Source organism: Paenochrobactrum pullorum (assembly GCF_041929845.1).
In the GTDB taxonomy this organism is placed as follows: domain Bacteria; phylum Pseudomonadota; class Alphaproteobacteria; order Rhizobiales; family Rhizobiaceae; genus Paenochrobactrum; species Paenochrobactrum pullorum.
Genome location: NZ_JBHEEH010000016.1, coordinates 1 through 15,240, shown reverse-complemented (window position 1 = coordinate 15,240; position 15,240 = coordinate 1). Strand labels below are relative to the sequence as shown.

The 15,240-nt window shown below is 45.7% G+C and carries 12 protein-coding genes, 1 tRNA gene and 3 pseudogenes; 10 read left to right on the top strand and 6 right to left on the bottom strand.

Going from position 1 to position 15,240, the window contains the following annotated elements:
• Positions 1 to 99: 99 nt before the first annotated feature.
• Positions 100 to 828 (bottom strand): annotated as a pseudogene (locus JNC77_RS15300) (IS6 family transposase).
• 175 nt (positions 829 to 1,003) lie between these two features.
• Between JNC77_RS15300 and JNC77_RS15295 the strand changes: the two are divergent.
• Entirely contained in the window at positions 1,004 to 1,273 is a 270-nt protein-coding gene (locus tag JNC77_RS15295; protein WP_374834044.1) for an integrase core domain-containing protein, read from the top strand.
• 146 nt (positions 1,274 to 1,419) lie between these two features.
• Here the strand turns inward: JNC77_RS15295 and JNC77_RS15290 are convergent, their stop codons facing one another.
• Positions 1,420 to 2,334, bottom strand: a complete 915-nt coding sequence (locus tag JNC77_RS15290) for a LysR family transcriptional regulator (RefSeq protein WP_374834042.1) — start codon at positions 2,332 to 2,334, stop codon at positions 1,420 to 1,422.
• 128 nt (positions 2,335 to 2,462) lie between these two features.
• On the opposite strand from JNC77_RS15290, the gene JNC77_RS15285 reads away from it, so the two are divergent.
• The 6 genes from JNC77_RS15285 (at position 2,463) to JNC77_RS15255 (ending at position 9,020) form a co-directional block, all read left to right on the top strand.
• Positions 2,463 to 3,503 (top strand): aromatic ring-hydroxylating dioxygenase subunit alpha, encoded by a 1,041-nt coding sequence (locus tag JNC77_RS15285; RefSeq protein ID WP_374834040.1) that lies wholly within the window; start codon positions 2,463 to 2,465, stop codon positions 3,501 to 3,503.
• Between the two features lie 9 nt (positions 3,504 to 3,512).
• Positions 3,513 to 4,616: a 2Fe-2S iron-sulfur cluster-binding protein gene (locus JNC77_RS15280; RefSeq protein ID WP_374834038.1), complete on the top strand. Its 1,104-nt coding sequence runs from the start codon at positions 3,513 to 3,515 to the stop codon at positions 4,614 to 4,616.
• A 44-nt stretch (positions 4,617 to 4,660) separates the two neighbouring features.
• Complete coding sequence (locus JNC77_RS17625) at positions 4,661 to 6,622, top strand: DUF2817 domain-containing protein (RefSeq protein WP_445482849.1); 1,962 nt, start codon at positions 4,661 to 4,663, stop codon at positions 6,620 to 6,622.
• Between the two features lie 63 nt (positions 6,623 to 6,685).
• Positions 6,686 to 7,480 (top strand): transporter substrate-binding domain-containing protein, encoded by a 795-nt coding sequence (locus JNC77_RS15265; protein ID WP_374834036.1) that lies wholly within the window; start codon positions 6,686 to 6,688, stop codon positions 7,478 to 7,480.
• Positions 7,481 to 7,630: 150 nt separating this feature from the next.
• A complete protein-coding gene (locus JNC77_RS15260) occupies positions 7,631 to 8,353 on the top strand; it encodes an ABC transporter permease (RefSeq protein ID WP_374834034.1) in 723 nt (240 codons plus the stop codon).
• Positions 8,343 to 9,020: an ABC transporter permease gene (locus tag JNC77_RS15255; protein WP_374834032.1), complete on the top strand. Its 678-nt coding sequence runs from the start codon at positions 8,343 to 8,345 to the stop codon at positions 9,018 to 9,020. Before JNC77_RS15260 ends, JNC77_RS15255 begins: the two co-directional genes overlap by 11 nt.
• Positions 9,021 to 9,104: 84 nt before the next feature.
• Here the strand turns inward: JNC77_RS15255 and JNC77_RS15250 are convergent.
• A pseudogene (locus JNC77_RS15250) lies at positions 9,105 to 9,446 on the bottom strand (DDE-type integrase/transposase/recombinase); the annotation flags it as partial.
• 8 nt (positions 9,447 to 9,454) lie between these two features.
• On the opposite strand from JNC77_RS15250, the pseudogene JNC77_RS15245 reads away from it, so the two are divergent.
• Positions 9,455 to 10,031: pseudogene (locus JNC77_RS15245) on the top strand (IS6 family transposase); the annotation flags it as partial.
• Positions 10,032 to 10,214: 183 nt separating this feature from the next.
• On the opposite strand, the gene JNC77_RS15240 reads toward JNC77_RS15245, so the two are convergent.
• The 3 genes from JNC77_RS15240 to JNC77_RS15230 form a co-directional block, all read right to left on the bottom strand.
• Positions 10,215 to 10,595, bottom strand: a complete 381-nt coding sequence (locus tag JNC77_RS15240; RefSeq protein WP_374834030.1) for a CrcB family protein — start codon at positions 10,593 to 10,595, stop codon at positions 10,215 to 10,217.
• Positions 10,596 to 10,605: 10 nt separating this feature from the next.
• Complete coding sequence (gene crcB / locus JNC77_RS15235; protein WP_374834028.1) at positions 10,606 to 10,995, bottom strand: fluoride efflux transporter CrcB; 390 nt, start codon at positions 10,993 to 10,995, stop codon at positions 10,606 to 10,608.
• Positions 10,996 to 11,205: 210 nt separating this feature from the next.
• A tRNA-Thr gene (locus JNC77_RS15230) sits at positions 11,206 to 11,281 on the bottom strand.
• Positions 11,282 to 11,794: 513 nt separating this feature from the next.
• Between JNC77_RS15230 and JNC77_RS15225 the strand changes: the two genes are divergently transcribed.
• Positions 11,795 to 12,793 carry a hypothetical protein gene (locus JNC77_RS15225; protein ID WP_374834026.1) on the top strand — a complete coding sequence of 333 codons (999 nt, stop codon included), beginning with the start codon at positions 11,795 to 11,797 and terminating at the stop codon, positions 12,791 to 12,793.
• A 236-nt stretch (positions 12,794 to 13,029) separates the two neighbouring features.
• On the top strand, positions 13,030 to 14,805 hold the full coding sequence (locus JNC77_RS15220; RefSeq protein ID WP_374834024.1) for a TIGR03767 family metallophosphoesterase: 1,776 nt from the start codon (positions 13,030 to 13,032) through the stop codon (positions 14,803 to 14,805).
• Positions 14,806 to 15,240 lie beyond the last annotated feature (435 nt).

Here is a 15,240-nt window from a genome sequence, read left to right as displayed (position 1 = left end):
CTAAGGTTACAATTTTCGTCCGCGCCTATCTGCGCGCATCCACCATTGAACAGGATGCATGGCACAGTAACTTTAACCTGCGGTCGGCCGTAATTTTACCTATGATGCCGTTATTACGCGGCTTTGAGGCATGCGATTTTCGTGCCATATATTTTTAGCGGTGTGTCGTAATTCACGGTGATGGGCGGCGTTGAAATGATTGCGGGGGAAGTAAAGAAGATTGTAAATTGGATCATGGATTGATGTGAACCTTTGCACATGTCGCGCTGATTTGAAGCGTTTCATGATCCGCTCTCATCGCCGTACTGGTTGATGAGAATTCTCAGCGCGACTATTCAACCTATTATGCTGATGATGATCACAAACACCAATGCCTAATTCTCATTTGGCTGCGCCATAAGAACCCAGTTTGTCTGTGACCATAACACGTGGTGAATAGCCATGACCGGATAGAAGCTTACGCATAAACGCTTGGCAGCCTTTGTATTGCGGCGTTTCTGGACAAGGGCTTCAAGTACAAACCCATCCTGATCAACTGCACGCCACAGAAAATGGAGCTTGCCTTTGATGCTAATAACAACTTCATCCAAATGCCATTTATCGCCAAGACGTGGGGTGAGACGCCAGATTGTATTGGCATAAATCTCAACCGAATTTCTCCGCCCATTCACGTACCGTTTTATGGGTAACAAGAATGCCACGATAGGCGAGCATGTCTTCAACCATGCGGAAACTTAGCGGAAAGCGGAAATACAGCCACACCGCTTCCGCGATAATCTCGGCAGGAAAACGATGGCGGTGATAAAGAGATGGGCGGCTGTCGGTCATTCCCTATTATCGCTGCAGATGTTTACGCCGAAATTAAGGGAATAGAGCCGTCAGAACTCTGTATAGCCCGAAATCGTGCCTTCTTTTTTGTAGGTCAAAGCGACAAAACCTTCAATAAAGTCGAGCGCTAAAGCGCATTTCCGGCTGGAAGCCGGAGGTCTGAACTAATTAGAGGATGATCAACATTCTGGCCGATGCCAAGATAAAAATAATGGACGGTCGTGGGCATTATCTCGACAACATTTTCATCGAAAGACTATGGCGATCCCTCAAGCAAGAAGCCGTATATCTACATGAATTGCTGGACGGCTTCCAAGCCAAACGTATAATCAAAGACTGGATTGGATTTTATAATACAGAGCGACCGTACACCCCCTTGATAAACAAGCACCGGATGATGCATACTTTGGCGCAATACACATCAACCAAGCAGCATGACACCTAACCAGGGTGCATCTTAGCTGGACAGTAAACCTGTTCAAAAAACAGGACCACTTCAGTTTAGCTGAGGAACTTTCACACTATGATTAAGCCATAGAAATAAACGTCATAGTCGACGCATATGTCTTTTGCTTACAAAAATTTGCGACATTATTGCTGGGATATTTGCGCCTGTTTACGTGCCATTTGTACAATCCAACGCTGAAAGGCTAATCCAAATGGCTTTTGAAGCGCAGAACGATCCCATGCAAGAACATAATTTTCAGGCAATTTAAGTCGAATATCAAAAGGGATAATTAGACTACCAGACTTCAATTCATCATCTATCATAGAGATCTGTGCTAATGCAAATCCCCGCCCATTTACAGCGGCGCCAATCGCACTACTGGAAAGACTAAACTGGCAGCTCGATATTTTTAGTTTATCATCCGCTTGAATGTGATGTGCCCAATCAGCCCAGCTTGGTGGGGGCAGAAAGTCCTCTTCCCATTCCAGACTGAGGAGTGGAAATGATAAAATATCTGCAGGAAAATGAAGACTGCGACCTTCTAATAAGCGTGGTGAGCAGACAGGAACGACCCAATCTGTATAGAGCTCGGTGTAATGCTCATGCGCCTCAAAACGCTTGCCATATGTGATACGAAAATCGACTGGCTCATGACCTAATTTAGGCTCGTTTTCCTGACCATTGATTTTGATTTTTGAATCAGGATGTAAGACATGCCAATCGAAAATTCTGCTACCTATCCATCGATTCGCAACTGATGATAAGGCACTGAGTGTAATAGTGTTTTCCGTTTTTGCACGCTCAAGAACATCATCAGCTTTAGATAATTGCATGAAGCCTTTAGTGATTTCATGATGATATAGCCGACCCCATGTCGTCAACTCAACATGCCGGCCTTTACGCTCGAGAAGCGCAATACCCAGGCTATCTTCTAAAGCTCGAATTTGCTGGCTGACGGCACCGGGTGAAACACCCAATTCGCGGGCAGCAGAAGTGACGGTTCCGCATCTTCCGACAGCTTCAAAAGTTTGTAATCCTTTGATGGATGTTCTGATCATTTATGCGTTGTCCTCCTCCTGCTACTTTTTAGTTATTCTAAACAGTATCGTAGCACAAGCCTGCTTGAGTTGAGGCTTATTTACCCTGACTATCAAATAAAAATTGAGACGTTCAAGGGGACTTAGTAATGTTTTTGAGAAATGCATGGTATGTCGCAGCATGGGATCATGAAGTCGGTCGCTCGTTAAAAGCTGTCACAATGTTAGGTGATGCGATTGTTCTTTACCGCACCCAAGATGGTAAAGCCGCAGCATTGGAAGATGCATGTCCTCATCGTAAATTGCCGTTGTCTATGGGGCGCATCAAAGGTGATGATGTTGAATGTGGCTACCATGGCTTGACCTTCGACTGCACCGGAACTTGCACACGAGTGCCAGGCGCTGAGCGCATTCCGCATGTTGCACGTGTGCGCAGCTATCCGGTTGAAGAACGGTACGGCTTGGTATGGGTTTGGATGGGCGAACCGGCTCAGGCTGATCCTGCTAAGATCTTTTATGTCGAGCATTTTGATGACCCATCATGGGGTGTTAACCGTGGCGAATCCATGATGCTGAAGTGTAATTATCTTTATATGACAGATAATTTGCTTGATCCTTCGCATGTCGCATGGGTGCATCAATCATCTTTTGCCAGCTCTGCTTGTGAAGAAACGCCACTGGAAACCACAGTTGCTGAAGATGGTGTGACCGTTTGGCGTTGGATGCTTGATTCAGAACCTGCACCATTCTACGCGCCTTTTCTGCAATTTGAAGGCAATACAGACCGCAAACAGCATTATGAAGTGCGCTATCCGAGCAATGCGATTATTAAGGCTATTTTTGCGCCAGGTGGAGCTGGTGGTGAAGGAGAAACTCTGCCTGAAAATACATTCTTGATGGATAGTTATAATTTCATGACACCGGTGGATGAAAATCACACCAAATATTACTGGTTCCAGATGCGTAATTTTAAACCGAATGATGCTGAAGTATCTGCAAGTTTTGCCAAGTCTGTACGTGGCGCTTTTGAAGAAGATCGCGTTGTCTTAGAAGCCGTCCATTATGGCATTTCCAACCAGAAAACACCGCATTTGGATTTAAAAATTGATGCCGGTCCTTTGCGTTTCCGTCGCAAGCTCGCTCAGATGATTGCTGCCGAGACAGAGGAAAACTCTGTTGCAGCTCAATAAGCGTGCAACATGGCAAATGCTGATCGTATCCGGTTTCGCCCTTTTAAAGTGGTGTCAAAAATTCGTGAGAGTGAAACGATTTCATCGTTTGTCCTCAAACCGATCAACGCGTCCCATTGGACAGATTTTGAGGCAGGTCAATTCCTAACAATCCGTATACCAGATAAGGAAAATACAGGCTTTGTTTTACGTAATTATACCGTTTCGTCCGCACCGGGTGATGAGGGATATTATCGTATTACAATTAAGCGTGAGGCGGCTTTGCAGCCGGATCATGCAGATGGGCATGCTTCATGCTGGCTACATGATGCCGTGGATGAAGGCAGTGTTCTGGAAATTGATGGACCACGTGGAGCGTTTAAACTCGATCGCACTACAAAACGTCCTGTGGTGTTGTTGTCTGGCGGTGTTGGCCTGACCCCTATGGTTTCAATGCTGCGCCAATTGTCGGCTGAGCAAGATCGTCAGGTTCATTTCATTCATGCTTGTGATCATGGCGGTGTCCATGCGCTCAAGCAGGAAATTGCTGAATTTGCATCCAATTATGACCTGATAAAGGTACATTATTGTTATCGTTTTCCGAACGATCAGGATAGAATTGACAATCATCATCATTCAGAAGGTGTGCTAACTAAAGCCCGCTTGCAGACTTTGTTACCGCTTGATGATTATGATTTTTATCTCTGTGGCCCACGCCCTTTCATGCAGGCAATGTATGATTATCTGATAGAAATGGGCGTTAGTGATCAGCGTATTGCCTATGAGTTTTTCGGGCCTGCAAGCCTGTTAAAAGCTGGTGGCGGTGAGGCTAAGCCGGTTCAACCGGTCCCAGCAGCACCAAAAGTGGTAGATAGCTGCGGCTGTAAGGTGCATTTACAACGCAGTGGTCTTGAACTTGTCTGGGATGATAGTGCTTTGTCATTGTTGGACTTTTTAGAAGCCAATGGTGTTGAGCCGGAGTTCAGTTGCCGTGCCGGTATTTGCGGCAGCTGTGTCCACGGCCTTATTTCGGGTGAGATAACTTATTTTGAAGAACCACTCGATGAAATGGCTTCTGACAAGGTGCTGTTATGCTGCGCCCGCCCGTCCTCATCTATCGTGCTTGATCTATAGCTCAATAGGTCATGATAGTATTATTTATGAAAGTGTAGCCGACCATGCATGCGACTAACACTCACAGCGAAAAACTGTCTTCAACAGCAGGATTTATTCCGACTGATTATCATGCAATGCAGTCGCGGTTTTTAAAAACTGCTCAAAAGGCAAAAGCTACAGTCACTGAATATCCGCATCCATTGCCTGGCCCCGCCGGCGAAGCAATTGCAACTACTGTGGCGTTGCTGGGCAAAAGTAACGCACGACAGATGCTTGTTGTTATTTCCGGCACACATGGCGCGGAGGCTGCTTATGGTTCTGCCTGCCAGAGTGAATGGCTGCAGCAACTGAACGCAGACCGTTTGCCGGATGATGTTGCGATTTTGATGATCCATCTGATTAATCCTTGGGGTGCTGCATGGATGCGGCGCGTTACGGAAAATAACGTAGACCTGAACCGTAACTTCATTGATTGGAACAAAGCTCCACCTCTGAATGAAAAATACCGACAGGTACATAAAGCTGCGGTCTATACTGAGATTGAAGGTACAGGACGTGCTGAAACAGAAAAAGCATATGCCGAAGCCGTTAAACTGTTTGGCAGCAATGCAGCTGTGCTCAATATCATTGAGACCGGTCAATACGAGTTTTCTGATGGCTTGTTTTTTGGTGGTTCTAAAGCTGAATGGTCGAATGAGACACTGCATAAAATTATCGCAACCTTCGCACAAAATGCAGAAAAACTAGCATTTTTTGATCTGCATACGGGTGCGGGTCCTTATGCTTATCCCGCACTTTTGTCTGTGACAACTAAGGACCATGAAGGCATAGATTGGGGGCGCGATTTATTCGGCCCTGCACTAAATGTCATCGTCACCGGGACGAATGCAGTAACAGATAGTGGCATTGCTGCGACTGCAACCGGTTATGTATCTGCGGCTATGCGTAAAATGTTACCGGATACATTCTTGCTGCCATTGGTGATTGAGTGTGGAACGCTTGAAGGTCATCATGTCAATAATGCCGTTCGCGCGGATAATTGGTTGCATCTTTATGGCGACCTACAAGCGCCATTGGCGCAAAAAATTAAAGCTGATTTAAGAAAAGCTTTCATTCCTGAAGATGAAAATTGGGAAAAAGCCTGTATTCCGGCAAGTGTTTCGCACTTCAACCGCGTTTTAAATTCGCTAATCAGTTTATCGGCCATTCAAAAAGCTGAGCCTGCACGAGTGACCGCGCCGGATACCAATCAAGAGGGTGAGCCGGCGGTTAAAGTCGTAGAACTTCATAAGTCATTTGGCAGTCTTTCTGTTTTGAATGGCGTGAGTTTGACTGCGCAGCCTGGTCAGGTTGTTTCTTTGATTGGTTCTTCCGGTTCGGGAAAAAGTACATTCTTGCGCTGCATTAATCTGCTTGAACAACCAGATGGCGGCAGCATCATCATTGATGGTGAAGAAATACGCATGAAAAAGGGATCCGGTGGTAAAACGGTTCCTGCTGATAATCGTCAGGTTGAGCGTATTCGTGCCAATGTCGGTATGGTGTTTCAAAATTTCAATCTCTGGCCGCATATGACAGTGCTGGAAAATATTGTTGAAGCACCAGTGCATGTGCTGAAAGAAAACCGGGAAGAGGCGATCGAACACGCCCATCAATTGTTAAAAAAAGTGGGACTATCAGACAAGCACGGGCATTTGCCAAGCAGGCTTTCTGGTGGGCAACAGCAACGTGCAGCTATTGCACGTACTTTGGCCATGCGGCCTAAAGTGATTTTGTTGGATGAACCGACTTCGGCACTTGATCCGGAACTGGTAGGTGAAGTTTTGCGGGTTATTGCTCAACTTGCGGAAGAGGGGAATACCATGATCCTCGTGACACATGAAATGCAGTTTGCACGCGAAGTTTCGCATAAAATTATGTTCTTGCATCAAGGTAAAGTGGAGGAAGAGAGCGCGCCGGAACAGCTGTTCACAAATCCTCAATCTGCCCGCTTGCAACAATTTCTGGCACGGACATTCATTTAAAGTCGCTTGCCTGAATAGACCTGACAAAAAGGTCGTCTTATTAATCATAAAAAGGGGAATACTATGTGGAAAGTTTTAGCACTTGCTGCTGCTTTTACCGCTTCAATTCATAGCGCTCAAGCGGCTGATGGTGAAATCATCATTGGTACTGAAGGCGCATATCCACCGTGGAGTATTGCTGACGCCAACGGTAATGTTACCGGTTTTGACGCTGAAGTCGGGCAGGCCGTTTGTGACAAAATGGAAGCAAAATGCCGTTTCGTGGTGCAGGCTTTTGATGGCCTTATTCCGGCTTTGAAAGCCAAGCAGATTGACGCGATCATTTCGGGTATGTCTATCACCAACGAACGCAAGAAAGAGATCGGTTTCTCTAAAGGTTATGGTGATTTGCCGAATTTCTTTGTTGTTCAAAAGTCTGATGATTTAGCCAGCATCACTGATTGGGAAACGTTGTTGAAAGCTCTGGCTGATAAGCGCGTTGGCGTTCAATCAGGTACAACACATGCGCTTTACATCAACAAATATTTGCCGAATGTTGATCTGAAGACTTATGATTCATTGGATCAGATGCAAATCGATCTGGCCAGCGGACGTGTGGATGTCTCTTTCTCAGATTTATCCGCAGCAGATGATTTTCTCGCAAAGGCTGACGGCAGCGCATTCCAGCTGATCAATGTTCCGATTGATAGCAAATCTGATGAAACATTGGGTGACGCCGTGGGTATTGGTCTTCGTAAAGACGATACAGACCTGAAAGCAAAAATCGATGTCGCACTTTGTGCTGCAATTGCAGATGGTACAATCGGTAAAGCCAGTGTGAAATGGTTCAAAATGGACATCACACATCCATGTGAATAAAGACCGGCTATATTTGTCAAATAAAAACAAGCAGGAGCAAAAAAATGCTCCTGTTCTTGCTCTTGAGATCGGATTACATTTCCGAGATCAACAGCATTCACGGCATTTATATGCTTCAGTCAATTCACTCAGAATATGAATGGTGCTTTGATGGAATTCGGACTTTTGCAGGTCTGGCAAGGCGGATGGGTTGGCGCAATTATACGCGGTGCCTCCATTACCATTGCTGTCGGTGTACTTAGTATGATTTTAGGCAGTATCATCGGTATTGCTTGCGGTCTTATTAAATGGGCGCGGGTCGTGCCGTTTAACTTTGTCGTTGACGGTTATACGACCGTTGTACGTGGTGTGCCTGAACTGCTTATCATTTATCTGCTCTTTTTCAGCTCGGTTGAAGTTGTCAATAAAATAACCACGGCTTTTGGTTATCAAGGCCTAGCATCCGGTGGTTACGCATTTGTGATTGCAGTCATTACGATCGGCATTATTTCTGGTGCTTATTCAACCGAAGTAGTTCGGGGTGCTTTGGCATCTGTGCCACGTGGTCATATTGAAGCTGGCCGCGCATTAGGTATGTCGCCTTGGCGGATATTCCGCCGCATTATTTTGCCGCAGATGCTGCGCATTGCAGGTCCGGGTATGAATAATGTCTGGCAGATTACAATCAAAGACACAGCTTTGGTGTCGGTTGTCGGTTTGGCAGAACTAATGCGTATTGCATCCGTTGGCGCAGGTTCAACACGCAGCCCGTTTTTGTTTTATTTGATCGCCGCCTTAACCTATTTGCTAATTACGCTTGTCAGTCAACATGGTTTCGACAAGCTTGAAAATCGCATGAAATCACAAGTCAGCGGGGGCGAGCATGGACATTGAATTTATCCAGAAAACCGTACCTGTCCTCATGCAGGGTTTAAGCAAAACTCTGCTTCTTTCCGGATTGGCCATATTGTTTGGTTTTAATCTAGGCCTTGGGTTGGCTTTGGCGCGTTTGTCTGAATGTCGGATAGCGGCAAAATTTGCCAAGGGCTACAGCACATTTTTCCGTGGAACGCCTCTATTGGTGCAAATCTTCCTGTTCTATTACGGGTTTGGACAGTTCGACTTCGTACGTCACAATCCGGTATTATGGTGGATTTTCGGTGATGGTACGCGTTGTGCAATTTTGGCACTGTCATTAAATACAGCCGCTTATACGTCTGAAATCTTGCGCGGTGGATTGATGTCTGTACCGGTCGGATTGATTGAAGCCGCTAAAGCATGTGGTATGGGACGCTTTTTACAGTTCCGCCGGATCCGCTTTCCGCTCGCTATCAGACAGGCGCTGCCTGCCTATGGGAATGAGGTTATTCTGGTCGTTAAAGGAACATCATTAGCTTCGACAATCACGGTTTTGGAAATTACAGGTTATGCGAAACGTTTGATGAGCCAGACCTATGCGATTTTCGAAGTCTTTGCTTTGGCAGGTGTACTGTATCTGGCCATCAGTTTGACGTTGATTATGATTGTTCGGTACTTTGAACGCCGACTGAGCATGTTTTAATGATAGAATGCCATCGAAACAGCGCTTGATGGCTCTGTTGCAAATTTGCGTTCTGGTTATGATGATCGTTAGTCAAGCCCCCGATTATCTGGGAGGATGGCGATTTTCAGGATTTTGAGCGAGCAGAGCTACGGCTTCTGTCAGTGCACTTGGTCTGATGCCAAAAGCACGTTCAACGATACGTGCTTCTCCACGCATATCGCCTGTGAGATTGAAAAATGCAGCCTGTCCTTTACGCAAAGCGCGCATGACCTCGAAACCTTTGATCATCGCATAGGTCGTTTTCAGCGTCTTGAACCCTCGCACTGGTTTGATCAGTTGCTTCAGCTTACCGTGATCAGCCTCAATAGTATTGTTCAGATATTTGACTTGGCGGTGTACAAGACTAGCGCGACATTTACCTTGGACCTTCAATTGGGAGATGGCGAGGCTCTGTTACCCATAAAACGGTACGTGAATGGGCGGAGAAATCCGGTTGAGATTTATACCAATAAAATCCGGCGTCGCACCCCACGTCTTGGCGATAAATGGCATTTGGATGAAGTTGTTATTACCATCAAAGGCAAGCTCCATTTTCTGTGGCGTGCAGTTGATCAGGATGGTTTTTTACTTGAAGTCCTTGTCCAGAAACGCCGCAATACAAAGGCTGCCAAGCATTTTATGCGTAAGCTTCTATCCGGTCATGGCTATTCACCACGTGTTATGGTCACAGACAAGCTGGGTTCTTATGGCGCGGCCAAACGAGAAATAGGCATTGGTGTTTGTGAACATCGTCAGCATAATGGGTTGAATAGTCGCGCTGAGAATTCTCATCAACCAATACGGCGATGAGAGCGGATCATGAAACGCTTCAAATCAGCACGACATGTGCAAAGGTTCACATCAATCCATGATCCAATTTACAATCTTCATTACTTTCCCCGCAATCATTTCAACGCCGCCCATCACCGTGAATTACGACACACCGCTAAAAATATATGGCGCGAAATCGCAAGCCTCAAAGCCGCGTAATAACGGCATCATAGGTAAAATTACGGCCGACCGCAGGTTAAAGTTACAGTACCTTCTAGCGAGGGTCCATATACAGAGGCTGATATAATCTTTCCGTCGGCCATACACATCTCCCCCGAACTGGCAGAGGCGCAGCGGGTGGTCAAGAAGAAAGGCCAGCCCCGTACAATAGAAGCAACGACTTCAATTATTTCTGTCGCCGATCCGAAGGCCAAGTAAAACAGCTACATAGCCAATGACGATACTGAGAACTAAATAAGCTATCGCTGGGACAACCCCTGCTGTTGATCCAGACATGAGAACATAAGCGCCATATACAAAGCTTGAGAAGGTGGAAAGCCCACCCATGACACCCGTAGCTAGCAGTGTGTTTACCCCTGAGCTGAGAATGCCCTTTTTATAAAGGCCGGTGGCTAAGCCAAGTAGAAATGATGCGACGACATTCGCGACCAAAATCGACATTGGAATGCCATTTGATAAGTTCGGCACTCCTAGCATTAAAAACTCACGAAGCATTGCACCGACAGCGCCGCCGATAAAGACGAGTATGATGGTATTGATCATCGTGCTTCCCTCACCCTATCCAGCTTGCGAGCAATGCGCCGAATGCCGCCGCCGCTAAGCCGACCAAAACCGAACCCACCAAATAAAAGATTGCCAAGCCTTGATAATGATCGCGAGCAAGCTTCACGGCATCAAGCTGCATTGAACTAAATGTCGTGTATCCACCGAGGAAGCCGGTCAGTATACCCGCTTTCAACACATCGCCGAAACGCTCGTACCATTCCACAGAGAATAGCACTGACAAAAAACCAATTGCGAAAGCGCCGGTTATATTGATCAGAAATGTTCCCAGTGGAAATTTGCCGTTATAGCTTTCACCTGCCATCTTCCCGACCCACCAGCGAAAAAGCGATCCCAAACCACCGCCTAGCCCAACCCATAAAATATCTAACGGTTGCATTCGCATCCCCACGAATTTGTGAACTTACACGACACTTATTTGTAGGGTGAAAAAAAAATCGCACAAGTAGAAACCGCTGGAGCTTTCAACCATTCGATTTGAGCGAACGGTTGCTCAGCTCAATTATGAGCTATGTGTCACGAGATATCACTAATGGTGACACAGGCAGTTATGAAAGGGTAGAGTTTGATGCTAAGTCATTGATTTTATTGGTGCCGCTTATAGGACTCGAACCTACGACCCCATCATTACGAATGATGTGCTCTACCAACTGAGCTAAAGCGGCAAGCGATACTCTTTATTTATGAGTAAGACGCATCAAAAAAAGTCGTCTTTTAAGAGAAGCGCATGCGTCAAATAACGAAAAAACAACATAAAAGCAAGACAGAAAACTCAGCTCCAACTAAATCACACAATATCCAGTATCGACCCATTTCTTATGTTACAAATGTTCGAAATCGGGTTTTAATCGTGTAAAAATGACAGCAAGACAAGCTAAAATTTTCTTAATAGTATATTATCTCAACCACATTGAAAAATCCTCAACAGAACTATTCACGAAATAAAACTTGGCAAAACAAACGGTTATCACGGACAATCATTCGAAAAACATAAAAACAACTTTATTTTATGCAATTAAAACAAAAGCTTATAAATAAGCCTATTGAGAATTTCATTCTTGACGCTCGATAACTGGTAAATGAATTATTAAAAGCCCTTGATTAGAAAGGGAATTTGGCTAAATCTGAAGCTGACAATAAACGCATTGAACCAGCATTGCCTTAAGAAAGACCAGCATTTGGAAAGCATCGAACGCGCCATACGTAACGCATTAACAAAGGCTGATGCGACAGATTCTGAAATACGTCAGCGGATTTACGCTTCTGCATGGCAAGCGCATGAGCGTGCATTATCACAAAATACACAGCTTAATGAAACCGCCCGCAACCAGCGGCGTGAACAGCTGACAAATAGTATCCGTCAAATTGAACATGAATATGCTACGCAGCAGACGAGCTCTTCACAGCATCCGGTCAATTCAGCACCTGAAAGCAATCAGAGTGATCTGAGCGGTTCACTTGATCGGGTTGCTCCTTCACGTAAAATAGTACAACACGATGACGGGATGGCTGATTTCGGCCAGACTCCGGAACGTATTCAAAAATCCAAAAGCACTCCCTCTAAGAGACGCTCAAAATTTAAGAGATTGGCGGTTCCGCTCATTTCACTCGCAGCTTTTGGTATCATTGGCATTTCAATCTACAATAGTTTGAGCGATCTTAGCTTCTCACCCACAGGAAACAATCATTCATCCCTGAATACCGGCCCCTTCAAGGAAGGTGAAAATCCGGATGACGCCAAATGGATCACAATTTTTACACCCAAAGATGCAACACGCATCTCGTTAAGTGGCACTGCAACTGCAGAAATTACCCGCGTTGAAGGCGTTGATTATCTGCGCATCAAATCACCAACCGTTCAAGACACTATCCGCTTTGATGTCGGTGAAGGTATCCTCAACCAGCTCGTGAATACCACCGCGACTTTTGATATTGTTGCACGCAGCAGCGAAGGCAAACCTGTACAAATGTCGGTAACGTGTGATTTTGGCGAGATGGGTGACTGTCAACGTCGCCGTTACGACGTAACCGGATCGCAAAGTGACTTTCTGTTTGATGTCAAATTTGATACGCATAAAAAGACACAAAAAAGCGGCATAATCAGCGTCACCAGCGACTTGAATGGCACTGGCCGTGCTGTTGACATCTTTGCGATCAGGGTCGGTAAGCCGGAATAATCCGGCTGATCAAAGCTTAAAATCATTCACATCATTCTTTTTACAATTTTCATACTGTTTCACGCCAACAATGTGTGATTTACAGACATTGCTTTTTATGCCTATAATAACGCCAACAATTAGAAAAATAATGACGATATGTTGAAGTAAAATTAAATAAATTTAATATGATTATTAAATATAATCATAAGTATAAGGGTCTTATAATGCCGTTTTATACTTCTAGAAGAAATTTATTGAAAACAGGATTTTTCACCACCCTTGCAACCCCTTTTCTCTCAACATGCAGATGTGGCATTTCCAGCGCTTTTGCTGCGGAAGAAACACCCGATGATCAAACTACGCTGACACGCTCTCTGGTTCCGGGCGAATATTTATCTAAAGGAAAATTATATCGTTGCATTGCTGCTGATAATGGCTGGCCAATTGTTGTGCGTGAGGATTTAAGCGAGGCGCTCACTGAGCGCGAAGCAAGACGTAAACCCCTTGTTTCTTTTGCTCATGTCACAGATTTGCATATTATTGATGCGGCATCACCGTCCCACGCATCCTTTTTGCGCCAATATAAAGGCACCATCAATGGTGCGCCTTTATCCAATGCTGCCCGTGCGCAAGATACGCTCACGGTTCATGTGCTGGACGCGATGGTGCGTCGTATCAACGCAATTCAAAAAGGCCCGATATCACAACGTGTTTTTGACTTTGCTATTTCCACCGGAGACAATGCCGATAGCCGCGGGTTACATGAATTAGAGGCAGTCATTGCTGTGTTGAATGGTGAAAAAACCAGTTTCAATGCGACTGGCGGCCGTTATCAAGGTTTGCAAGATGAAACAACGCTCGAAGGCAATGCCTATGACGCATTTTGGCATCCGGAACCGGTCAAAGCCAACCAGCAGGACGATGTTTGGAAACGGGCTTATGGCTATCCTGTTATTGAAGGTTTTATTGATGCAGTAAGCACACCTATTGCATCGGAAGGTTTGAGGTTTCCGTGGTATACTGGTTTTGGCAATCATGATTTAATGGATGCCGGTGTTTTGCCCAATGGCAGTGGCCTCAGCCATTTTCTGGATTTGCTTGCCACTGGCGACAAACTGCCGACCGGCATTCCGGAAGGCATGACACTGCAGAACTTCATCGGTGCCGTTATCCATCCCGATCAGCACGGTATTGAAGGGCTGATTGCCAAAATGCCAGTGCGCACTATTACCAGCGCGGCTAAAAGGAAACCCTTTAGCAAGGAAGATTTCATCCGCCTCCATTTGGAAAAAACCGGCAGTTACGGGCCGGTCGGACATGGCTTCAGTCCGGATAACCTGAGCGAAAAAACCGCTTATTATACCTTCCAAATGGCCGATAAAGTCACCGGCCTTATGATGGACAGCACCAACCCCAACGGAGGGCCGGACGGATCGCTTGATCCCGCGCAGGTTGAATGGCTGACCAAAACACTCATTGATCTTCATGCCCGCTATTATGATGAGAACGGTGTCTTAATCGAAACGAACAACAAAGATCAGCTCATTGTTCTATTCTCGCATCACAATTCACGCACCTTCGACAATCTCACCCATGCCCCTCATGAGACAACAAGCGACCGATTAGGCTCGGATGCTTTGCTGGAACTGCTACGTCGTTTTCCCAATATTGTGCTCTGGGTTAACGGCCATATGCACGCTAATCGTGTTTGGTGCCACCCTGACCCGCACGGTCGTGGCCACGGCCTGTGGGAGATTAATACCGCAGCACATATCGATTATCCGCAGCAAGCCCGCACTATCGAGATTTTGGACAATAGCGACGGCACACTTTCTGTTTTTGCCATCATGATCGATCATTCTGATCCGGCAGACATTATTCGCCAAGGCGGGCAGACACGCGCATCGCTTGCCGCGTTAAGCCTTGAACTTGCGGTTAATGATCCGGCACTTGACCGCCCTTTCCGGCTTGGTTTGCCGGAAGATCTCAATGTCGAGCTAATTATAAGAAGACCATTTGCTTTAGCATAAAACACATTTGTCAGGGCAATAACAAACCCGCCTGACATCTACAAGCATATTCTTATCTTCAAGAAATCAAATATTCTATAGCAGCCTATACGTTGGTATATTTTGGATAAACTTATAGAACAAAATTCATCCCTCTTTGTTGTTGAACCGTAAACAGCACTGATCTATGACAAAGCAACAGAGCAAAAGCTTCTGTTTTTTCATCCGGTTTTACAAAGGACCCCCAAATTAAATGCCAAGCGACAGTAGTCAACAAACCAAGCCGCAGGATGCGTGGCGCTGTAACTTTAACCTGAAGTCGGTCGTAATTTTACCTATGATGCCGTTATTACGCGGCTTTGAGGCATGCGATTTTCGTGCCATATATTTTTAGCGGTGTGTCGTAATTCACGGTGATGGGCGGCGTTGAAATGATTGCGGGGAAAGTAATGAAGA